At 45.5% G+C, this 24,056-nt stretch carries 11 protein-coding genes; all 11 read left to right on the top strand.

Annotation, left to right across the window (positions count from 1 at the left end; all coding sequences use genetic code 11):
* Position 1 precedes the first annotated feature (1 nt).
* The 11 genes from J2Z65_RS20235 (at position 2) to J2Z65_RS20185 (ending at position 23,994) form a co-directional block, all read left to right on the top strand.
* A complete protein-coding gene (locus J2Z65_RS20235) occupies positions 2–175 on the top strand; it encodes a hypothetical protein (RefSeq protein WP_167057204.1) in 174 nt (57 codons plus the stop codon).
* Between the two features lie 442 nt (positions 176–617).
* Entirely contained in the window at positions 618–2,342 is a 1,725-nt protein-coding gene (locus J2Z65_RS20230) for a sensor histidine kinase (protein WP_167057201.1), read from the top strand.
* Positions 2,320–3,144, top strand: coding sequence for a response regulator (locus J2Z65_RS20225; protein ID WP_167057199.1), 825 nt, complete (start codon positions 2,320–2,322; stop codon positions 3,142–3,144). Before J2Z65_RS20230 ends, J2Z65_RS20225 begins: the two co-directional genes overlap by 23 nt.
* 146 nt (positions 3,145–3,290) lie before the next feature.
* Positions 3,291–4,091, top strand: a complete 801-nt coding sequence (locus J2Z65_RS20220) for a PHP domain-containing protein (RefSeq protein WP_167057196.1) — start codon at positions 3,291–3,293, stop codon at positions 4,089–4,091.
* Positions 4,092–4,288: 197 nt separating this feature from the next.
* Positions 4,289–5,359 carry an ABC transporter substrate-binding protein gene (locus J2Z65_RS20215; RefSeq protein ID WP_167057193.1) on the top strand — a complete coding sequence of 357 codons (1,071 nt, stop codon included), beginning with the start codon at positions 4,289–4,291 and terminating at the stop codon, positions 5,357–5,359.
* 95 nt (positions 5,360–5,454) lie between these two features.
* Positions 5,455–6,579 (top strand): ATP-binding cassette domain-containing protein, encoded by a 1,125-nt coding sequence (locus J2Z65_RS20210; protein ID WP_167057190.1) that lies wholly within the window; start codon positions 5,455–5,457, stop codon positions 6,577–6,579.
* Positions 6,572–8,224, top strand: a complete 1,653-nt coding sequence (locus J2Z65_RS20205; protein WP_167057187.1) for an ABC transporter permease — start codon at positions 6,572–6,574, stop codon at positions 8,222–8,224. Before J2Z65_RS20210 ends, J2Z65_RS20205 begins: the two co-directional genes overlap by 8 nt.
* Positions 8,225–8,378: 154 nt before the next feature.
* A complete protein-coding gene (locus J2Z65_RS20200) occupies positions 8,379–10,868 on the top strand; it encodes a bifunctional YncE family protein/alkaline phosphatase family protein (protein ID WP_167057184.1) in 2,490 nt (829 codons plus the stop codon).
* Positions 10,869–10,980: 112 nt separating this feature from the next.
* Positions 10,981–14,037 carry an efflux RND transporter permease subunit gene (locus tag J2Z65_RS20195; RefSeq protein ID WP_167057181.1) on the top strand — a complete coding sequence of 1,019 codons (3,057 nt, stop codon included), beginning with the start codon at positions 10,981–10,983 and terminating at the stop codon, positions 14,035–14,037.
* Positions 14,038–14,055: 18 nt separating this feature from the next.
* Positions 14,056–18,624, top strand: a complete 4,569-nt coding sequence (locus tag J2Z65_RS20190; RefSeq protein WP_209856046.1) for a LamG-like jellyroll fold domain-containing protein — start codon at positions 14,056–14,058, stop codon at positions 18,622–18,624.
* A gap of 633 nt (positions 18,625–19,257) precedes the next feature.
* Positions 19,258–23,994, top strand: a complete 4,737-nt coding sequence (locus J2Z65_RS20185; protein WP_209856043.1) for a DUF7402 domain-containing protein — start codon at positions 19,258–19,260, stop codon at positions 23,992–23,994.
* Positions 23,995–24,056 lie beyond the last annotated feature (62 nt).

Raw genomic sequence — 24,056 nt, 5'->3', positions numbered from 1 at the left:
TATGCAAGGGAGCAAACCGAGAAATTTTTTGGCAAGTTCTTACAGTTGGTTTTTGAGAAATACAAACATTCGAACAAGGCTCATTGTAGCAGATGAAAATCGTCCAGCAGACGAAAGAACGTATGTACTCCTCTTTAAACGTCTGCGTGAGATGGGTATGTGGGAAGAGGTCTAACATGAAGAAGTAGAATTCGATTGGTATTATGGTCGATAGCCTATGGTTTGGGGGGAAATGACCTGGTGGTTGATGGATCGCAAATCTTGATGAAAATTCGGGCATGTCTTGCTAAAGCGGATCAATTCTTTGTAAAGCAGGGAATGATGCGGGCAACTTGAAAAAGGACTCCTTCCGGAGTCCTCTTCGACAGTAGAATAGTTAAAGGTACTTTTGCTTTGAACTATCCAGATACATTAAGAATCCTTAAATAAGATCACATTAAGCGGTGAAGGTGGAGCGTTCGAAGCGGCAGAATATCTGCTTCGAGACGCGCAATATAGTCCTTTTTTGTTTAGTGCACGCTTTAAGAAGCAAACATATTAAGTTTTGATGAAGCACATGCTGCACCGAATGTATGTGATAAAATATGCAAAGGACAATCGAATGTAAAGGTGAGGAAATGTCAAAAAAATTCAGGCATTATAGGGAAGGTATTAGAAAATCATTTATCATTTATGCGATTATTCCGGTCGTCATTATTACTTTAGCCAGTTATTTACTTTCGTTTTCCAGTCTTTACAGGACGATTGTTTCGCGGAACTATAAGTACAATATCCAAATAGCGGATACAATAGGAAACATTATAGGTACTTACCAGAATGAAGCGGATTATTTATCAAAAGATGGAGGTATGCAGGAATACCTGGAGTTGAATTTTTCAAACAGTAAATTATACGGATCATTTTACGATTTTGTAAATAAACTGGATACAAAAGCGAATTTCTTCGTGTTTGACGATAAGCTAAAGCCTTTAATACAAAGCTCGAATCATATCCCTGAATATGCCCAAGGCGAAGCTGCTTTTATGTGGGGACCCATTCGAAGAATGCTGGATATGCCAGACAAAGCCATTATAGCCAGGCAACCTGCTTTTACTGCCGATAGTCCAAGCTTGACAGTAGGTAAAGCGATTGTAAAAAAAGGTCGTGTTGCTGGATATATCACCTTTGACTTTAACAAAAGAGACCTAGTCAACCTTATCAGCAAAAATTTCTCGACGAGCGTCGTAATAACCGACAAGTTTGGGTATGTAATTGCTTGCACGAATGAATTGCTTGTCAACGAATTAGGGAAAATCGATATGAATTTCAGAGATAAATCTGGCGTTGTTGAATCGAAGGATGACAGCCAATATGTTACGAGAACGGAAATTCTCGATGCGGAAATTAGTATTTATACACTCACCTCCATCGGTTACTTTAGATCGATGCTTATTTTGACAGGAGTGCTATTAAGTTTTCTTTTTGGCATGTTGACCTTGACAACTTACTTATCGGCGAGAAAAATTGCTGACAGTAAAACCAGGGTCATTGATGACATTATCAGCTCGATTGAGCATGTTCAAAAAGGCAACTTGGAAACCCAGCTCAAGGTCAATACCAACGATGAATTTCAGGTTTTTGCAGAAGCTTATAATCAAATGCTGGGCGATATCAAGAACTTGATTGAAGCGAACAAGGAAAAGGCCCGACAAAATGTATTATCCGAAATTAAACAGCTTGAATCTCAATTTAATCCTCACTTTCTGTTCAACACGCTGGAAACGATTCGTTATATGGTAAAAATGAATCCTTCTTCCGCCAATACGATGATAGTCGTATTATCTAACTTGTTAAGATACAGTATCAATAACACCATTACGGAGGTGAGTCTAGAGGAGGATGTCGAGTATACTAAGAACTACCTTTTCATTCAAAAATACCGTTTTGGAAATAAATTCGACTATGGGATCCATGTGGATGAAGCCGCCTTGGATTGCATTGTTCCCAAGCTCATCGTTCAACCGATCATAGAGAATGCAATCATGCACGGCTTTGCAAATCGTCAATCCTTGACCGTACAGATTAAAGCGACCATTTCTGAGGAAACCCTGGTTGTAATTATTAATGATGACGGCGAGGGGATGGAACCAAAAGTATTGCAAAAAATCAAACATATCCTGGATGGAAATATAAACAATTCTTCCCATATCGGATTGTATAATGTCCATAGGAGAGTGCAGCTCATATACGGCGAAAAGTATGGGGTAGACTTATCAAGCGAGCATCATGGCGGAACAGTCGTCAAAATTACATTACCAGTTAGCAAGGGGGGGAGCGAACGTGCTGAGGGTGGTCATCGTTGAAGACGAGGAAATTATCAGAAAAGGGCTTGTATACACAATTGATTGGATGGCTATGCAATGTACGGTTGTAGGAGATGCGGAGGACGGAGAGAAAGGACTCCAATTGATTCAACAGCATCGGCCCGACTTGGTAATTACAGATATCAGGATGCCTGTCATGAATGGGATAGAAATGGTGGAGCAAGCTTCGAGAATATATCCGTTCCAAAGCATAATTTTGACCAGCTATACCGAATTCGAATATGCCAAGCAGGCTATTTCATTGAAGGTGTTTGAATATTTATTAAAGCCTGTGGATGAAATGAAGCTAGCAGAAATTATCGAGAAAATCAATCGCAACAACAGGCAGGGCAAGGTTTATGACGACATCATCACGAACACGATTGGGCATACCCATTTGATCGAGTTGGATGGTTATCTTTTAGCCGAACAAAAACAGAATAATTATGTCAGTGAAGCAATTCGACGAATCAAAAGTGATTATCAGCAAAAGTTGAGCATAGAAGCTATTGCGGATGAACTGGGAGTCAGTCCGAGTTACTTGAGCCGTAAATTGAAAGAAGTTACTTCCCAGACTTTTTTGGATATCCTTAATAAATACAGGGTTCAGAAAGCTGTTGAACTGCTGGCCACAGGTACCTACCGGATATATGAAATATCTAATATGACAGGCTTCAGTGAATACAAGCACTTTTGCAGTGTGTTCAAAAAATATACAAGCACATCTCCCACAGATTTTATGAAGTTTAGCAACCGGGTAGTCGTTAAGAAGTCACGTAAGGAAGAGAATTATCTCGAATAAGTTCATTTTTACGGATAGTTGTATTTTTTTTCGTATTGTTCTTTGTATTTCAATTCATTAACATGGACATGTAACATGAATTTTAATACGAGGAGGAACGGAATGATGAGGCCGGCCAAAGGGTACAAGAAGGGATTTAGTGAAGCATGAGATATAGCTATCATATGCATTCCTGCCATTCAGACGGTACAGACACCCCAGAACAATTAATCAACCTTGCCCAAATATATGGAATAGACGCGGTAGCATTAACTGACCACGATACAGTTGATGGGGTAGAAGCCTTCATGACGGCTGCTGCAGGAACGAATATTGAAACAATACCCGGTGTAGAGATTTCATCTCGCATTGGTCAAAAGCACGTACATATTCTTGGTTATGGTATAGACATAAAAAACACAGCGTTACTAGAATTGTTGGATGATTTAACTGCAAAAGCTACAGAATACACAAAGTATACTTTTGAAAAATATATAGCTCAAAAGTACGGCTATTCTTGGGAACAAGTGTTAAACCATAATCGAAAAAGAAAAGGGTTTTATCTATCAGATGTGTTCTCTGCAATGTTGAAGGATGGATTGTTTAACGGCTGGGAGCAGTACGTGGGCTTTGTTGATTATTGTTTCAAATTCGTAGGACAGGAATATTCTGCTCCGATTGAAGATAGCTTCGATGTTATTAAAAAAAGTGGCGGAAAAGCATTTCTGGCGCATCCTAAACTAATGAAGCTGAGTCTGGATGAAGAGTTAAATATATTTAAGCAGATGAAAGATTTGGGGTTAGACGGCATCGAAGCCTATTATCCTGAACATTCTCCTAAAGAATCCAATTGGTATGAACTTTGCTGTGAGAAGTTAGATTTGAAAGTATCTGGCGGAACGGACTGGCATGGGAAGGCTCGACTTAAGGCCCCTCTATATTTTGTTGGTAATGTTCATGTAGTTTGATTTGAAGGTACAGACAGCATATGCGGGGAGTAACTCTTGCATATGCTGTCTGTTTTGATATTGCTCGAGTGCATCTTCTGCAAAATGGCCAGAAGTTCATTTTTACGGATAGTTGTACGATATTTTCGGATTGTTGACCTAACTTTAATTCAATAAGATAGATACGTAATACATAATGATTACTTGGAGGAAAAGGAATGAAGAAGACTTTCGTATTGTTATTAACATCATGCATGATTCTGCTGAGCGTTGGTTGCACAAGCGCAACGTCAAGTAAGACGGGCTCTGACTTAAAGGGTGCAAGTGCAAGCCCAACTAAGGAAGATGCAAAGAGCGAGACATCAAAGTCACTTGTCGTTTATACAGCAGCAGCTACAGATGTCATGAATATTGTGATTCCTGAATTTGAAGCCAAAACGGGGGTTAAGGTTGAAGTCGTTACAGCGGGTACAGGAGAGATTCTTAAGAGGATCGAAGCCGAACAGGCAAACCCCCTCGGTGATATTGAATGGGGAGGCACGGTTTCAGTTATAGCTCCCAAACAGCAGTTGTTTGAATCATATAAATCAGCGAATGAAAGCAATTTAATTGACTCGGCCAAAAACACGGAAGGAATGATTACCCGAAACAACATTATTCCGATGGTGCTTCTGGTGAACAAGAAGCTTGTTGGCGATATCAAGATTGAAGGCTATGCGGACCTTCTCAACCCGAAGCTGAAAGGCAAGATAGCGTTTCCTGATCCTGCCAAATCATCAACCGGCTTGACTCATATCGAAAACATCTTACAGACCATCGGAGCGGGAGATGAGAATAAGGGCTGGGATTACATCAAAAGCCTAACCAAGAATCTTGACGGAAAGCTTCTTGCAAGTTCGTCGGCAGTACCTAAGGGGGTTGCTGATGGCGAATATGTTGTTGGATTTACTCATGAAGAGTTGGCATCCGCTGCGGTCAGACAAGGTTCTCCGGTTGAAGTTGTCTATATGAAAGAGGGCGCTATCGTATCTCCTGGTACTGTACAGATCATTAAAGGCGCCAAAAATATGGAAAATGCCAAAAAGTTTGTTGATTTCCTGACATCCAAGGAGCTGCAGTCCCTTACAGCAGCGAAACTCAATATGCGCGCTTCAAGGACTGATGTTCCTGCGCCAGCAGGATTAAAGCAGGTTACAGAATTCAAGATCGTTCCAGAAGATCTGAAGTCCGCACTAGCTAACAATCAGGCATGGCTGGATAAGTTTAAAGATGTTTATACAAGCAATTAAGAGTAAGCCAGAAATCCACCACGATAGGAACTAGAATTGTTATGCAGGCCTGTGACACTTGTGTTACAGGCTTGTATAGCAAAGGAGGAAGTTTAGTGAGTGTAGCCATACATGTTAATAACGTTGTTAAGAAATACGATAAAGGCAAAATCACCATCATTCCGGGACTTTCGGTTGATATAAAGAACGGTGAATTCTTCACACTTCTCGGACCGTCCGGTTGCGGTAAAACGACATTGCTGAGAATGATTGCGGGCTTTAACTCGATTGAGGCAGGCGAGATCCTTTTTGACGAACAAGTAATCAACAATATTCCTGCCCATAAGAGAAACATCGGCATGGTATTTCAGAATTACGCGATCTTCCCGCACCTGACGGTACAGCAAAACGTAGAATACGGCTTAAAACTAAGAAAACTGCCCAAAGCAGAGTTGCAGAAAAGAACGGAAACAATAATGAAGGTTGTAAAAATCGATCCATACAAAGAAAGGCTTCCGGAGAAGCTTTCCGGGGGGCAGCAGCAGCGTGTGGCGCTGGCAAGGGCTATTGTCATTCGCCCTAGTGTTCTTCTAATGGACGAACCGCTTTCGAATCTGGACGCCAAACTGAGGATTGACATGCGTACTGCGATTAGGGATATACAAAAGGATGTGGGGATAACCACTGTCTATGTAACCCACGATCAAGAAGAGGCATTGGCCATATCCGATCGAATTGCAGTCATGAAGGAAGGCGTCATTCAGCAGGTTGGAAAGCCAAGAGATATCTACACCCGTCCAGCCAATATATTCGTAGCGAGCTTCATTGGTCATTCCAACTTCTTTAAGGGAACGATTAAGTTGAATGGAAACGAAAAACGCATCACGTTCAAGGACGGCTATTCGATACCTATGCATAATTTGGTTGATGATGTGACAGATGGAATGAACATCATGATTGCGATCAGACCCGAACAATTCTCTGTTGCGCAAAGCGGCTTGGAAGCAATAATTAGCAAAAGCACTTTCCTGGGCCAATATATCAATTATCAGGTAACCTTTCGGGACAATATGAATGTAGATGCGGGATTATCCTGCGAATTCGTCCAAGACTTGAGCCAAATGGGCAATTTTTATGAGGTAAAGGATAGGCTCTATCTGGCTCCAAAGAGTGAACAAATTAACGTGTTTACCGCAGACGGAGAACGGAGCTTAATCAAGGAAGTGAGAAAATATGACTAAATTCAAGTTTAGGTTTAATTTCTGGACAGCCATAAGCTTGGGTATAGCCATCGTATTAGCCGTATTCCTGATCTACCCTATGTTCTCTTTACTTATGAGCGGTTTTGAAAATTCGAAAACAGGAGCATTTACATTTCAGAATTTTATTAAGTTTTTCCAGAAAAAATATTATTATCGCGGGCTTATTAACAGTTTTATGATTAGCAGCTGCGTAACCTTTCTTGCGGTATTGATCGGCGCCCCTTTGGCCTATCTCATGACGGCATACAAGGTTAAAGGCAAAAAAATAATTGATATCCTGATTATCATCTCGATGTTGTCACCGCCATTTATCGGAGCGTACTCTTGGGTGATTTTATGCGGTCGTAGTGGTGTGATCACGAAATTCTTTCAAGCTTTGGGGATCCAGCTTCCTAGCATATATGGCTTTGGAGGGATGCTGCTTGTACTGACTTTGAAATTATACCCTTACATATATCTCTATGTGTCTGGAGCTTTAAAGAAGGTTGATGAATCACTCAGCGAGGCTGCCGAGAGCTTGGGATGCAACACGGTTAAGAAAGTTTTTACTATCATCCTGCCGTTGATTGCTCCAACATTGTTGGCCGGTTCCCTGTTGGTCTTTATGAATGCTCTCGAGGATTTCGGCACCCCGATGCTTATAGGGGAAGGCTTTAATGTAATGCCGGTTATGATCTATTCCGAATTTATCAGCGAAGTGGGTGGAGAGGCAAATTTTTCAGCGGCAATGGCTATCATTATGGTGCTTATAACAGTCTTATTGTTCATTGGACAAAATTATATAATCAATAAAAAATCTTTTGCAATGAGTTCCTTGAGACCGATACAGCCAGTTGCATTTGAAGGAATCAAAGGGATATTGGCCCATGTTGCCATTTATATCGTCGTGTTCCTGGCTATTCTCCCTCAGTTGACCGTCGTGGTGACATCCTTCTTGGAGACGAAAGGCACCCGGTTTCTAGCGTCTTTATCCCTGGACAGCTACAGATCGGTCTTTCGAACACTATGGCAATCTGTAACCAATACTTACATTTTTGGATTAATAGCAATATCCATTATTGTGTTATTGGGAATGTTCATAGCTTATCTATCAATCAGGAAAAAGAATCTGTTAACCTCGGTGATTGATACGGTTACGATGTTACCGTATATTTTACCGGGTTCTGTGATTGGTTTAACCCTTCTTCTAGCTTTTAACAAGAAGCCGATGCTGCTGAGCGGAACGGTCATCATTCTGGTCATAGCTTATATTGTAAGAAAGCTTCCTTATACGCTTCGATCCAGCGCAGCCATTCTGTACCAGATCAGTCCCAGTATTGAAGAGGCATCCATCAGTTTGGGATCTTCCCCCGTGAAAACCTTCTTTAGGATTACGGCGGTCATGATGCTGCCGGGTGTGCTTGCCGGGGCGATCATGAGTTGGATAAGCGTCATTAATGAATTAAGCGCGTCAATTATCCTTTATACCGGCAGCACCAAAACGTTGTCCGTTGCCATATATGCGGAGGTCATCAAAGCAAGTTACGGAACGGCTGCAGCGATATCCAGCATCCTTACGATCACTACGATTATATCTTTATTGATTTTCTTTAAATTGACAGGGAGCAAGTCAGTCAGCGTGTGATGATCTGGGGCAACCAGACGTCTATACTATCGGATTTGTCGCGAGTTGGAAATTGCAAACGATCCTAAATGGTAATATTAGCGAATCTATCTCCATACCGCAAAGTAAAAGCACTTTGATGAAACCAAACAGTTTTATTTGGAGGAGAAATAGGATGAAGAATAAGAGATTGCGTAATAAATTGGCCATTGCTGCATTAGCCATATTCGTAATGGGAACAGGAACCGCTTATGCCACCTATAATAAGGTGGTAGGACCCCAGACAGATGGCACTGCCTATACACCCAACGGCTGGCGGGTGACGCCTGTCGGCGTACAAAAGCCTGCGGGCTTCTTCCCGGCTAATGCCGTGCTCTCACCTGACGGTAAAGCGGTTTTGGTTCCGGATATTATAAAAAATGGAAATGACAAACAGGCTGTGCAAGTGTTGGACGCCAAGGACGGCGGTCTCATCCAGGAGGTTGAGCTTAGCGGTACGGGTAAGGGAGTGGCACCCGGTCTAGCATTCAGCCACGACGGCAGTCGCGTGTACCTGGCGACGGCGAACATGAACTCGGTGCTCGTCTTCGGTTGGAATAGCGTCACCAGTAAGCTGACCCTCCAGAAAACACTGACGCTGCCAAGCGGTACGTACCCGCAGGGTGTGGCGGTCGCACCGGACGACAAGACCCTGTATGTGTCCGGCTCGTATAAGAAGACGCTCGTCGCGGTAGACATCGCCTCGGGCAGCACTGCGACGGCACCAACGGGTGAATACCCGTATGGCGTGGCATTATCGGCAGACGGGCACACGGCCTACGTTAGCAATCAAGGCGAGAATACGCTGTCGGTCTTCTTTGTTGACGGGCTCACGCTTACCCCGAAAAGCAGCAAGCTTACCGTAGGCACCCACCCGAATAGCGTACTGCTGGACGCGAAGCGGAACCTGTTGTACGTCGCCAACGGCGACAGCGACTCGGTGTCCGTAATCGACACGGTGAGCAAAGTAGTCGTAAACACGATCTCGATGGCCCCCTACCCGGGTGCGCCCTCGGGCAGCTCGCCGACCAACATGACCCTGTCTCCTGACAGCGGCACGCTGTACGTCACCAACTCCGGCAACAACGACGTTGCGGTGGTAAACGTCTCTGACCAAGGCGAGTTCGGCCGGATCAAGGGACTCATCCCGACCGGCTGGTATCCGACTGGCGTGCAGGTCACGCCCGACGGCAAGCTGCTTGTAGCCAGCGCCAGGGGATTGGGCACCGGGCCAAACAATATAAACCATACTTACATGTTGCGGCTGCTGCAGGGCTACCTGTCGATCATCCCGATGCCGAGCGAGTCCCAGTTGACGACGTACACCCGGATGGTGCGAGAGAACAATGGATTCGATGAACACGGAAAGGTGACTGGGTTCGATAAGCACTTCAGGGGGCCCAGCACGATCATACCGCGTAGCCCCGGTGAAAGCTCGCCAATCAAACACATCATCTATATCGTCAAGGAGAACCGTACCTATGACGAAGTGTTTGGTGACCTCAAGAACGCCGATGGCACGCCACGTGGCAATGGAGACCCGTCAATGACGCTTTTCGGGCAGGACATCACCCCGAACCAGCACAAGCTCGCCCAGCAGTTCGTTACCCTGGATAACTTCTATTCAGTGGGCGAGGTGAGTCAGAACGGCTGGGCTTGGAGCACCGGGGCTAACTCGAACCTGTTCAACCAGCTCGGCACGTCACAGGCTTATGGCGGTAGTGGCGCGGTCTACGACTCCGAAGGACAAATCAACTCGCAAGTATCGTGGGGAAATGCGGACCCTAACCGCGCGTACCTATGGAACGCGGTCGCCGCAGCCGGACTGACCTTCCGCAATTACGGAATGCACTTAGTGGGGGGGCCCTCGGTGGGTCTACCGTCTGGCAAGGTCGGCGCCTTCGAACCGGTGCTCAACGCTAATACGGATCATGACTACCCGATGACCGACCTGAACGTCCCCGACGTTAAGCGATTCGACGAGTGGAATAGGGAGTTTCAGCAGAACATCGCCAATGATTCACTGCCAACCTTTCAGTTTATCCGCCTGCTTCGCGATCACACTAATGGCGCAGCAACGGCCAAACAACTGGTCGCCGATAATGATCTGGCACTCGGAAAAGTCGTCGACACGGTGTCGCACTCAAAGTATTGGAACGACACAGCGATCTTCGTACTAGAAGATGACGCGCAGGCCGGTTTTGACCACGTCGATGCACATCGGACGATTGCCCAGGTGATCAGTCCCTACACGCAGCGGGGCATCGTCGACTCACACTTATACAGCCAACTGTCGATGCTCCGTACCATGGAGCTGCTCGTAGGTCTAGGCCCGCTCACCCAGTTTGACGCCGCTGCTATGCCGATGATCTACTCTTTTGGGGACAAGCCGAACTTCAACACCTACACCGCGTTGACACCAGTGGTTACCACTTCCTTGGCAATGGAAAATGATATGAATCCCATCGAACCTGATATGGTCGACCAACAGAAGCTCAGCGAGGAGCTCTGGAGGGCCATCAAGGGACCGGATATCCCTATGGCTGCTTCGAAGAACCATATCTTCGGCGGCGAAAATGAAGAAGAGGAAAACACCGGAAGCAAGAAGGGTAAGTTACTCTGGTAGAATCAACGGCGCCGAGTCTACAGCGAAAAGGTATGGACACCGTCATTCTAAAAGTTTTTCAAACTACTTAAAGGGCGTGAATAACGGGTCTTAAGCAGAAACCCGGTCCATTATGCAACCAATGATAGAAGCAGTTATGAAACGTTCGTTTTTAGTTGTCGTATCGATTTTGCTCATCTTGGGTTGGGGTGGGATGTCCGCCTATAAGATGGAACACGATTACCTCCCTCCCATCAATAATTCTACGCTCATGATCAGTGTGCGCGCAGACAATTATCAAGCCGCTCAAGTGAAAGCAAGTTTAGCGGGAGTGATGGAGCAGGCGGTAAGCAACATGAACGGATTAGAGTCGGTGGAGACCAGTTCCTTCAACGGCGGTTTGTTATGCAGCCTCTATTTTCCTTTTCAATATGATATGGATAAGGCCGAAGATGAGGTCACGCAAGCTATGTCCGGTCTTACTTTTCCTTCAGGCGTGGACAAGCCCCTTGTCACTCGGGTGAGCACCAGTTCCTTCCCGATGATGAGGATTAGCCTGGCAGGCCAGTCTGATCAAACGGATGAAAATGGGCTCCGCACTTCGCTTCAAAAAGAACTGGTCAATCAGTTGAAAAGTGTGCCGGGAGTAAGTGAAATACGTGTGACCGGAGGGGGGAATAACGGATTTGCGGTGACAATTCGGATGAAAGATCTGGAGAAGATGGGGTTCACCTTGGACGATGTCAAACGATCTCTTGCATCGTCCGGCACAGACTTTCCTCAAGGGAAGATTGTCAGCAGCCAGATGACAATTCCTGTTAGAGTCACAGGTTGGGGAGTAAGCGCTCAAGATCTAGGCGAGACCCGGATTCAGGGGTCTGACGGGAAGACGATCCCTCTTTCTGCCGTAGCAGAAGTTTCTCCGTCGATGGTCGACCTGCAGACAATTTCTCGTATGGATGGAAAACCAAGTGTCATCCTGGACGTGCTGAAGAGTCCTTCGTCGAACATAACCGATGTATCGAAACGGGTGCATCAACGAATTCATGAACTGCAGGGTACATTACCAAGCGGTATTCAGCTTTCGATCCCCTTCGATCACGCTGAAGATATTCAGGCATCGCTTAAAGGGCTCATTCGTGAAGGACTGCTAGGTTGTCTGTTTTCGATGCTTAGTGTGCTGTTGTTCCTTCGAAATGTCCGGGCAACGGTATTGATCGCCATCTCCCTACCCATATGTCTGTTGGCAACGACCGCTCTGTTGAAAGGGATGGGAATCAGCTTGAACATCCTTACCGTATCCGGATTGGTAGTTGCAATGGGAAGAGTCGTGGATGATTCGATCGTCATTGTTGACAATATGTATCGAAGAATCCAAGAGTCGGATCGTAAAGTGTATCTTCATCACTTGGCTGGAGCGGTTCGCGAAATGCTGCCCGCCATTGTGTCGTCGACGGCGACGACGATCGTCGTGTTTCTCCCTATCCTGCTGGTGGGAGGAATCGTTCAATCCAGCTTTGCGTCTTTTGCTTGGACAGTGGTCATTGCGTTGATCGTCTCGCTTTTGGTTTCGATTGTAGTCATTCCGGCTCTTGCCCATCTCTGGTGGAAAGATTTTCGAATGAATGCGCGTACGGCCGAGCCCCTTGTGAATCGAATCCTGCAATGGGCTTTTCCCAGAAAAAAATGGGTTGTGGGTTTGGTTGTTGTTATATTTATCGGTACGATTGCTCAGGCCATCTTTCTTCCTGTGAATTTTCTACCTGCAAGCGGTCCGGGCGCAATCTCGATCAAGGTAGCATTACCGGAGAAGAGTTCTGGTCAGGCCGTTGATATCGAGGTGAAAAGGGTCGAGGATCTTTTGAAATCGGATCCGCAAATCGCCACTTTTTCTGCAACCATAGGGTCCTCCTTTATTCCGATGTTTGACGATGTATTTGACGAAGGGGGAGGATGGATCCAGTCATCAAAGGAAGCCAATCTCATAGCGAATTTAGAAGCAAACGCTAATCTGGACACCGTTGTAACGGAACTTAATAAAAAACTATGGAATCTAGATAGCGCAGCCCGGTTTACAGTGACGAATCGGAACATAGCAGGCGATGATTCGTTGTTAAAGATCGTCATCACAGGAGCAAGCGCCAATGAACTCGATACGGTAGCCCTGAAAATCCGTAATAAACTGGCGTTCGTACCGGGACTTAGTGTAGAAGGGGCTGAGAATGATACGGAAAGCGGTCCCGCCTACCACTTAGCTCTTAACGAAGATCAAATCAAACGCAATGGGATCAAAGTAGAGGATATTCTAAATCGGATTCAGCCGTATGTATCCCAGGGAACAAGGATCTATACAGCCGTAGGCGATCAACGTATACCATTGATCATCAACACGGATCTCGATACTACCTCCAAACAATCCGGGAAGGACGTCTTGGCTTTATTATCGGGTGAAACGTTCCAATCCAAGGATGGGCATACCATCAGCTTAAAGCAGCTTACTTCTCTCGCTCCAAACAACGAACTATCCGTATATCGGGATCGGGACGGTCAACCTTTTGCAGTGGTTACAGCCAATATTGTATCCAACGATGTGGAGAAGGTGACCAGCCAAACGCAAAGTCTTCTTGAAGAATTAACGCTTCCAAGAGGAGTGAGCTATTCGTTCGGAGGGATCTCCGGACAGGTACAACAAATGATCATGGAAATGGCTATAGCCTTGTCGATTTCGGTTATTCTCGTTCTCCTGATTGTGAGTACGGTCTTTCGGGGATGGAAGGCTCCTCTCTCGGTACTCGTATGCATCCCGCTATCCGTCATTGGCTCGGTATGGGGATTGGTTGTATTCGGGATGCAGTGGAATCTTGCCGCATTTATCGGGATCTTAATGCTAGTGGGGATTGTGGTCACCAACGGCATTGTACTCGTCGATAAGATTGAGCGGAACATGGCAAGCGGGATGATTCCGGAAGAGGCTATTCTACAGGGGACGATGTCCCGAGTGCGTCCTATCCTGATGACAGCGTTCACGACGATTTTGACATTGCTTCCACTGGCGCTTTCTTCGAGAACGGATACGGTCATTTCCCAAACTCTTGGGGTCGTGGTTGTGGGCGGGATGCTCAGTTCAACATTCATTAGTTTGATTGTTATTCCTGTCATTTATAAGTGGATGCATAAAAATTTAGGATAGAAGAGAGGGAATGCCAACATGATTTCCTTACAAAATGTGTTGTTATTCAAAAAAGGATACCGAAAACTGGTGTGTCTAACCAGTTGTCTTGCGATCATCATGTTGATCTTCAACGGATTTGCTGCATCTTTCATCGCTATCGCTAATGGCTCTACCACACAATCGATATCGAATCAAGAATTGCTGCATTTGAATTTCGATGACAATGTAACCGATAGTTCTCTCTACAACACAAGTGTCAAAGTTAACGGGCCTGCTCCTATTTATGTACCCGGCAAATTTGGCAAAGCGCTTCAGTTTGGTGCGTCCAGCGTAACCGATGCCACTTATTTGGATCTTGGCAACTCGGTTCAATTTAATAATTTTGGGAGAGACACGGATTTTACCATTGCTTTTTGGACGAAAATTCCAACAACGGATAATGTGGAGACATCCATTATCTCAAACATGGATTCGAGTACAGGAGCGAACAATGGCTGGAATATTTCCGTTGCAGGAAACGTAATCAGATCCAAGTACACTACTTCCGGCAATCCGGGTTTGGTCATGAATATGAATGGAGTTGTCGATAACGAGTGGCATCATGTGATTGTTTCGTACAAACGGGATGGAATGGCCACATTTTATCGGGACGGCGTCGCAATCTCATCTTACGATATCAGCTCGATCATGGGGGAAATTGACACTCCATTTACGCCAAAAATCGGAGTCGATGGAAAAGGCCAGTTCTTAGGCAAAACCAACGTCCTCCTTGATGAGATGAGAATGTTTAGAAAAGCCGTAACGGCTGATGAAGCGATGAGTTTATACAGAGAAGGGCAAGTATTTGTCTCAGGAGTTTCCGTCGATAAACCTGTTGTAACCTTAAATAAAGGGGGAACGACTCAGCTTAATGCCATTATTGCTCCGTCTAATCCGGATAATTCGAATGTGACATGGAAAAGCAGCAATCCGTTCGTTGCGTCCGTTTCAGCCGGACCGAATGGAACAGCCGTTGTGTCGGCAGTTTCCGGGGGGACAACGAATATCACCGTAACCACGGCCGATGGAGGATTCATGGCGGTTGCGAACGTTATGGTCACCGGTCCGTCGAACCCGGTCACCCAGGTCAAATTGGACTCATCTACGCTTGAAATTCGGCAAAGCCAGAAGGCCAATCTTCATGCGATCCTATCCCCGGCAATGGCAACGAATCAAAACTTGATTTGGTCATCCAGTGACCCGGCGATCGTAGGTGTAACGGGTGTGCCAGAAGGAACCGATGCCGTTGTTGAAGGACTGAATCCCGGTTTTGCTATCATTACGGTTAAAACCGAAGACGGAAACTTTACAGACACTTGTATCGTCTCGGTAGACGACAGCGCAGGCAATAAATCGGCCATTCTAAAAATGAGCTTTGAGAATAATATGTTCGATATAGCAAGGAATGTTCATGCAGCCGTCTACGGAACCCCGGCTTTTGTTCCCGGCGAGGTCGGCAATGCACTGCTCCTTGATGCGCCGGGTCAATATCTGGATCTAATCCATCCCCAATTCGGGTATGCTGCTAATATTGATTTGTCGTTCTGGATAAACTCATCGGCAACGATAGATAATCGAATGATCATTTCGAATAAAGACGGATCCGATCCTACTAGCACAGGTTGGTCTGTCGGGCTTGAGAACGGCGGGTTACATTGGAACTATAAGACTTCAGGCAGCGCACCGCTCGATTACGTCATTGCAAACATAGCTGATGGCAACTGGCATCATATTGCCATATCCCATGACCGATCGTATGACAAATACGCCGATTTCTACAAAGATGGAGTATTGATAGCCAGCGTTGATCTTTCAAACAATGTAGGAACGATTGATTCCGGGTTTTCCACGAAATTGGGCGCAGACGGAAAAGGGAATTTCTCGGGTAATGCGAAGGTAGAAATTGACGAACTGCAAATAAGCTCGATTAGCGTTGCTAATGCGCCAACCAATGTACAAGCTACAATAGTTAATGTCCCGGCCAATCAGGTTAGCGTAACTTGGAATGCGTCTACAAGCGGTCAAATTTCTACTTACAAAATTTATAGAAGCTCGTCGAGTGATTTCGTAACGGACTATACCAACTATTTGGGGCAAGTCATGGGTACAAAGCTGACATATACGGATACATTAAACAATAAAGGTACCTACTATTATAAAGTAATGGCAGTGGATAGCGGAAATGTTTCGGCTACCTCTGACTCTTCTCCTTCCATAACGGGCGGCGGCTATGTTCCTGATATACCGCAACCTCTAGCCTGGTGGAAGTTCGACGAAACTGCTGGGACGACCGTAGCCGATTCCTCAGCTAACGGTATCACGGGAACAGCGTATAACAACCCGACTTGGACCGCTGGTAAGTTCGGCGGAGCAATTTCTTTGAATATGGGTTCTACTCTTAATCAACGTGTTGAGTTTCCATCTGCGAAATTGAATCCAGCTGATGGACAGACAGTGATGTTTTGGTTCAAAACTACTGAACCAAATGGAGCTTTCACCAACGAAAATGTCTACCGCCATGATGGGCATTTCACGGCCTTGCAGTTGTCTGCTGCTTCTGGAGCCCCGCGTGCCGCATATTGGCCTTCAAGTGCAGGCAGTTATGTAGCTGCTCCTTTTAGTAATTGGTCGACATACAAAGATAACAATTGGCATCATTATGCAGCAGCTTACGATAAAACTACAGGATTAAAGATCTATGTGGATGGTGTTCAAGTAGCCAGCAACAGCACCAACGTCGGAGCACTAAAAACATCGGCTATTAATGTCGTGTTGGGAGCAGTACAAGGGGGTGGCGGCGAAAGTTTCAAAGGATCTCTGGACGACGTTCGCGTATATGGCAGCGCGTTAACCCAAGGCCAAGTGCAGCAAGTAATGAATCCAGTTGCATCAATCTCCGTAAATGGCGCAGGAGGTGCGAATGCGATCACTGTCAAGAATGGCACATTGCAAATGGAGGCTGCTGTTCTGCCTGCCAATGCAACAAATAGTGTAACATGGAACGTCTACGAGGCCGATGGTGTCACAGCGACGGATAAAGCGTCTATTGATGCCGATGGATTGCTTTCGGCTAAAAAAGACGGGACTGTGAAAGTGGTTGCAACAGCCACTGACGGCAGCGGCGTGCAAGGATCCACTACGATTGCGATTAGCGGTCAAACACTGGTTGCATCAATATCTGTAAGTGGCGCAGGAGGTGCGAATGCGATTACTGCAAAGAACGGTACCCTGCAAATGGAGGCTGATGTTCAACCCGCTGGTGCAAATTATCGTATAGCATGGAGCGTTTTCGAAGCCGATGGCGTCACAGCGACGGATAAAGCGTCTATTGATGCCAATGGATTGCTATTGGCTAAAAATGACGGGACCGTGAAAGTGGTTGCAGGAGCCATTGACAGCAGCGGCTTGCAAGGATTACAAGGATCCACTACGATTGCGATTAGCGGTCAGAATGTGCCGATACTTGTGGGAATAACAGCACCAGCTAATATTAACGGTCTGGCTAACGGAACGGCGAAGACAGCCGACGCCCTTGGATTGCCTGCAACCGTAGGATTGGTCACCGATACTGGAAGCGTGAATGCCAACGTGGCATGGAATGTTGATGCATCGAACTATGATCCAGCCCAAAAGACATCACAGACGTTCAGTGTAAATGGAACCGTAACCCTGCCGGCAGGTGTGGTAAACCCGAACAATGTAGCTTTGACCACGAGCATAAGCGTGACTGTGCTTGCAGTGCCATCATTGCCTCAGTCTACCTTGACAGGTTTACAGCAGGTAACTCCTGGCCAAACCTTCAATTTGACGATGGGACTGACCGGCGTTACGCAAAGCGTATACCAGCAAGTGTATGGGCAAGATTTGACGCTTCATTATGATCCCATGAGTTTACAGTTCAATTCGGTTACATCATTAAAAGAAGGATTTCAAGTCATCGATCAAAACGAGACGGTGCCGGGACAAGTCCGGATTGTGGCTGCCAGCGTGGGTTCGAACGTGTATGCCCAAGGCGAACTGCTCTCATTCCAATTTACGGCCAAATCTGTGACTCAGGCAACCAATATGACGACAATTTCTGTCGACAACGTTGTGATAGCCAATGGCCAGGGGAATGAACTACAGGTCGGAGGAGCCTCCCACGAGATACTAATTAGCACACCTGTCGACAAGTCACTTTTGACTGCTTTGATCGCAAACGCTCAGGCTAAGTACAATGCAGCAGAGGAAGGCAATGGAAACGGCCTGTATGCAATTGGAGCCAAAGCGCAATTACAGTCGGCGATCGATGCGGCGAGTGCAATAGCAAACGATCCGAATGCCAATCAGCAGCAGGTGGATAGTGCGAAAGCCGCATTGGACGCAGCGATACAAGTGTTTGAAACGAAGAGAATTAACGCAGATATCAATGGAGGCGGTGTCTCGATTGGAGACTTGGCTATTGTTGCAGCAGCTTATGGCAAACAACAAGGTCAGCCGGGTTGGAACGAGTTAGCGGATGTAAATAAAGACGGCAAGGTTGGCCTTGAGGACCTTGCAATCGTAGCTTTAGCGATGTTTAAGTAAAATACCAAGGAATATATCGGCAATGAAATGGGAGAGATTATCTCCCCTTTCTGTCGCCGATATGTAAAATACCTGCAACGATTTGATAGATTTAGACGATCGAGTCGGTTCTGCTCACTACCGAATTCGTTCAACTAACCCCAAAACGTAGTTGACCTTATTTTTCTACGCAAGAATACCTCCTCGACAGACTCGCCGCTTTCCTTCACACTGTTTTCTTTTTATCTTGAGAAGGAGGCTTGTAAAGTATTTCCATATTTATTTTTAAGGATATTGTAAACGTTCACTTTTCGGGATAAATGTATATATTTTTAGGATACTCAATGTACAACTGAGAATTTAATATTAAATCGTTAGCAATGCTTATACTGCGATTAATAAGCTTTATTTTTAAAGTGTTACATTACAAAATTCCTCTTGAGTAAAGCGTTATTTTTAAGCTGCGTGATGAAGAATTGAGGGGGGTGAGAACAAGTTCAAGCGTTCTGAAAAAGAAGGTCATCCGAATGAAAAAGCAAGATCCATATTAATGGATGTACAGCATGTTGAACAATGTAGTGAGTGGTTAATTTTAGCTGTATTAAGTTCACTGGTTTCCGAGGTATTATTTAAATAATTAGGGAGGTAAAAAGGATGTCTTTCATGAATAGGATCAAAAAGTCATTTCTATCAATGTCTCTGATCCTTGTAGCCCTAGCGGGCAGTACTGGTCTTGTCGATTTGCTTTTTCAGTCAAATAGCTCCGCAGCTGAGGCACTAAACCCTACGGGAAATCCTATCTTAAGCTTTATGTCCATATCTGACATCCATGTTAATACAGCGAATTTATCCAAGGCACTGGATGACTCGGTTGCCAACAATGTCGATTTAATAACTGTAGCCGGAGATCTAACCAATAACCAAACGGATAGTGAATATGACGCTGTCATGAATATGATGAAATCCAAACCTCATGCTCCAGTCTATTACACAATGGGTAATCACGAGTATGACTACCATCCCCAGGATAATTTCAAAGCAGGCATAAACAAATTTATAGCGAAAACGGGAGCGCCAGGTATTAACTACGATAAGTGGATCAATGGCTATCATTTCATTTTTTTAAGTGCTGATGTAAGATATGCCGGCTATACGGACGAGACGATCAGTTGGTTGCGTAACACGATTGCTCAAAATGCTGACCCTAGCAAGCCTATTTTTCTGTTCATGCATCAACCATTAGATAGAACTACATCACAAACCTATCCAATTAATACCACTGGTACCCCTGGTACCTATCTTGGGCTTCTACCAGATTCGAATCAACAAGTACAGGACATTTTGGCGAATTATCCCCAAAGTGTGTTTGTAACAGGGCATATCCATGACGATGTTAAAATCGAAGGTAATTTATTTAGTGAGAAATTCTCGGCAGTAAGAGATGGAGCTATTACAAGCATCAATCAGGGTTTAATCTTTGATGTGTATAGCGACAAGGTGCAAATCAGGGGCAGAGACTTCAGTACCAAAACCACGATTTGGAATGGAACGATACAATTACAACCAAATACAACCGGTGTATACGAAGCTGAAGACGGTTCATTCAGTTACGCAACCAATCCCGATGATGTCAATGCGTCTGGCGGCAAGGTTGTCAATATGAAGGATGGAAGAGCCTATCTAGAGATGCTCAGAGTTGACGGAGGCGCATCCGGCGGTCAAAAAATATTGAAAGTAAGGTATGCAGCTGCTGCTGCCAATGCTTCGATGGGGGTATACGTAAATGGAACCAAGGTACAGTCGATTAATGCTCCGCCAACCGGAGGAACGGGTACATATGGCGATGTGGATGTAGCTATTGATCTGAATCCGGGTGCTTATAACAAGATCACCTTAAAAAGAGAGAGCAACGCAGTAGAAGTGAACCTGGATAAATTACAAATTCTTGAATCCGACAACTACAGCACGATGTGGGGATTCAACAACGATGGCAGCGACAGTATTCCTAATGGGTTCAATGCAACCCTGCAAGGGAGTGCTGCCTTTGATACGGCCAATAAAATGGAAGGCTTAGCTTCACTAAGCATCGATGGTGCTGACGGTAATTATGCAAGTGCAGGCCTTGTATCGACTAAAACGGACGATGTAACCCTGACCGCATGGGTGAGGTGGAATGGTGCAACCTCAGGCTCTCAGGTCATATTGGCCAATGGCGACGGCCTTACCAATGGCTATTCCATTGCATTGGATCATGCCCAAGGCGATAAGGTGTCCATCGTCCTCAACGGTCAGACGATTCTTGGATCGCAGACGGCTTTGACAGCGGGACAATGGACCAATATTACGGCGGTACGAAGAAGCGGCACCTGGGAACTTACTATTAATGGCATCAACGCACCGATAACGAATGATACATCAGCGCCTGATACGCCTACAACGGGGACTTTCATAGGTGCAGACAGCAGCGGCAAGATGGGCTTCAATGGCCAAATAGATTCTGTTAGGGTCTACAATCAAGCTTTGTCTATCGATCAGATCAAGGCGATTGCCAATGAAACCTCTACCCCTAAATTGGAAAGTATCAAAATTACAAAGCAGCCAGACAGACGGAGATATCCGGTAAATTCTAGAATTGATATCACCGGTATGACCGTTGTTGGCACCTACAGCGATGGCACTACAAAGAATGAGACCATAACTGGAAACAACGTCCTCGGTTTTAATACCAGTTATGCTGGTGTGCAAACAGGTAAGACGTTAACGGTTAATGTGGGTGGGAAGACCGATACTTATACGATAGATGTATATAGTGTAAAGGTGGGTACAGTACCCGTGCCTGGAGTGGTCGAAGTCATAAACAATGTTGCAAAGCATGACGATGTATCTCATTTAGTTGTTGCAACAGCACCTGCAATTGGTGCACAAGCACTTGCCCATCCAGCAAACACATGGACGGAATACTCAGTAGATGTACAAAAAACAGGAATTTACCAAATAAATTTATCTGCTAATGCTGCTGATAAAGCTGATTTTATTGTTGATGGTGTTTTGCAGAAAACAATTTCTACCAATGTATTCTCCTCATCTAATAGTGTAGCCTTAACCCAAGGCATCCATAGGATAAGATTGCAAGTAAAGGGCACTAAATATGGCATTTATAACTTTGAAGTGCTAGACACAAGTCAAAGCTACAGAAACATAGCACCTACTGCAACTGTAACTGCATCCACCGGAACAAGTACTGCCTCTAATGCAACTGACGGGGTAATCGAAGTGGATGGCAGCGGTGAATGGGTATCGTCTGAACAGAATCCATGGATACAGCTGACATGGAACAACAGCCAACCGATTAATAAAGTAATCCTGTTTGACCGAAAGACTGCTAATGCTAACGTGAGTGCCGGCACTTTAACTTTCAGTGATGGCAGCAGTATTGATGTTACGGGAATGGATCAGCTCGGTTATCAGCTCGGTTATGGCAAGGAGGTCACGTTCCCGGAAAAAACAGTGACCTGGGTTAAGTTCCAGGCAACTGGAGGCACCACGACAACTGGAGGCACGACATATAATAACGGGTTGTCTGAATTTCAAGTATTATACAGCGGGGCTGGAACGCCTGTAACATCGATTAATGTTACTACCGCAGGCGGTGTGAATGCGATCACTAGCCAGAGTGGGACATTGCAAATGCAGGCTGATATTCTGCCTGTGGATGCAACATTCAAAAATGTGACATGGAATGTCTTTGAGGCCGATGGAGTCACGCCAACGAATAAAGCGACGATTAATGCGAGCGGATTGCTTACAGCAAAGAACAATGGAACCGTGAAGGTGATTGGGTCAAGCGCCGCCGACGGCAGCATACAAGGTGCCGCTACAATTACTATTCAAGGCCAAAGCATAGCAAATAATGCAACTGCAACAGCATCCAGCGAATATAACGCAAGTTTTGTCGCAGGAAATGTAATTGATGGGATAGTCAGCAGTGAATGGGCATCAAAGGGTGAAGCGAATCCATGGATCAAGCTGACATGGAACACCCCCTGTATGATTAACAAAGTAGTCCTTTACGACCGACCAAATACTAGCGATAACATAAATCGAGGCACGTTATCTTTCAGCGATGGCAGCAGTGTTAATGTAACGGGTATTAGTACGACCGGTGCCCCAATGGAGGTTACATTCCCGGATAAAATAGTCACTTGGGTCAAGTTCCAGGCAACTGGAAACACGGGAGCTCCTAATAATGGTTTATCTGAATTTCAAATCTATGGTGACCTGGCCGTACCTGTAACATCGATCAATGTAAATGGTGCAAACGGTGCGAATTCGATCACGGATCCAAATGGTACCCTGCAAATGCAGGCTGCCGTATTGCCGGTGGGCGCTAATCCAAGCGTAACCTGGAGCGTCTACGACGCCGATGGAATCTCGGCCACGAATAAAGCGACGATCGATGTGAATGGATTGCTTACAGCGGTAGATGATGGAGCAGTGACAGTAGTTGCAACAGCTATAGACGGCAGCGGTGTAAAAGGTGCAGCTACGATTACGATCAACGGTCAAAATCCGCTGCCTCAGGCTACCTTGACTGGTTTACAACAGGTGAATTCCGGCGATGCATTCAATTTGACGATGGGATTGACCAACGTTACGCAAAGTGTATACCAGCAAGTGTATGGGCAAGATTTGATGCTTCACTATGATCCTGTGAGTTTGCAGTTCAATTCGGTTATATCATTACAAGCAGGACTTCAAATCATCGATCAAAAAGTGATTGCGCCAGGACAAGTCCGGATTGTGGCTGCTACCGTGGGCCAGAGCGTGTATGCCCAAGGCGATCTGCTCTCATTCCAATTTACGGCCAAATCTGTGACTCAGGCAACCTATATGACGACAATCTCTGTCGACAATGTTGTGATTGCCAATGGACAGGGGAATGAACTGCAGGTCAGTGGAGCCTCCCGCGAGATACAAATTAGTACACCTGTAGACAAGTCCCTTTTGACTGCTTTGATCGCAAATGCTCAGGCTAAGTACAATGCAGCCGAGGAAGGCAATGGAAACGGCCTGTATGCGATTGGGGCCAAAGCACAATTACAGTTGGCAATCGATGCGGCGAGTGCGATAGCAAACGATCCGAAGGCCAATCAGCAGCAGGTGGATAGTGCGAAAGCCGCATTGGAAGCAGCCATACAAGTGTTTGAAACAAAGAGAATTAACGCAGATATCAATGGAGGCGGTGTCTCGATTGGAGACTTGGCTATTGTTGCAGCTGCTTATGGCAAACAAGAAGGTCAGCCGGGTTGGAATGTGTTAGCGGATGTAAATAAAGACGGCAAGGTTGGCCTTGAAGACCTTGCAATCGTAGCTTTAGCGATGTTTAAGTAAGATACCAAGGAATATATCGGCAATGAAATGGGGGGAGAGCTTATCTCCCCTTTTTGTCGTCG

This window comes from Paenibacillus aceris (assembly GCF_017874035.1).
Lineage (GTDB): Bacteria > Bacillota > Bacilli > Paenibacillales > NBRC-103111 > Paenibacillus_E > Paenibacillus_E aceris.
Note: the sequence above shows the minus strand (reverse complement) of the source record. Positions and strands in the feature narration are given on the sequence as shown.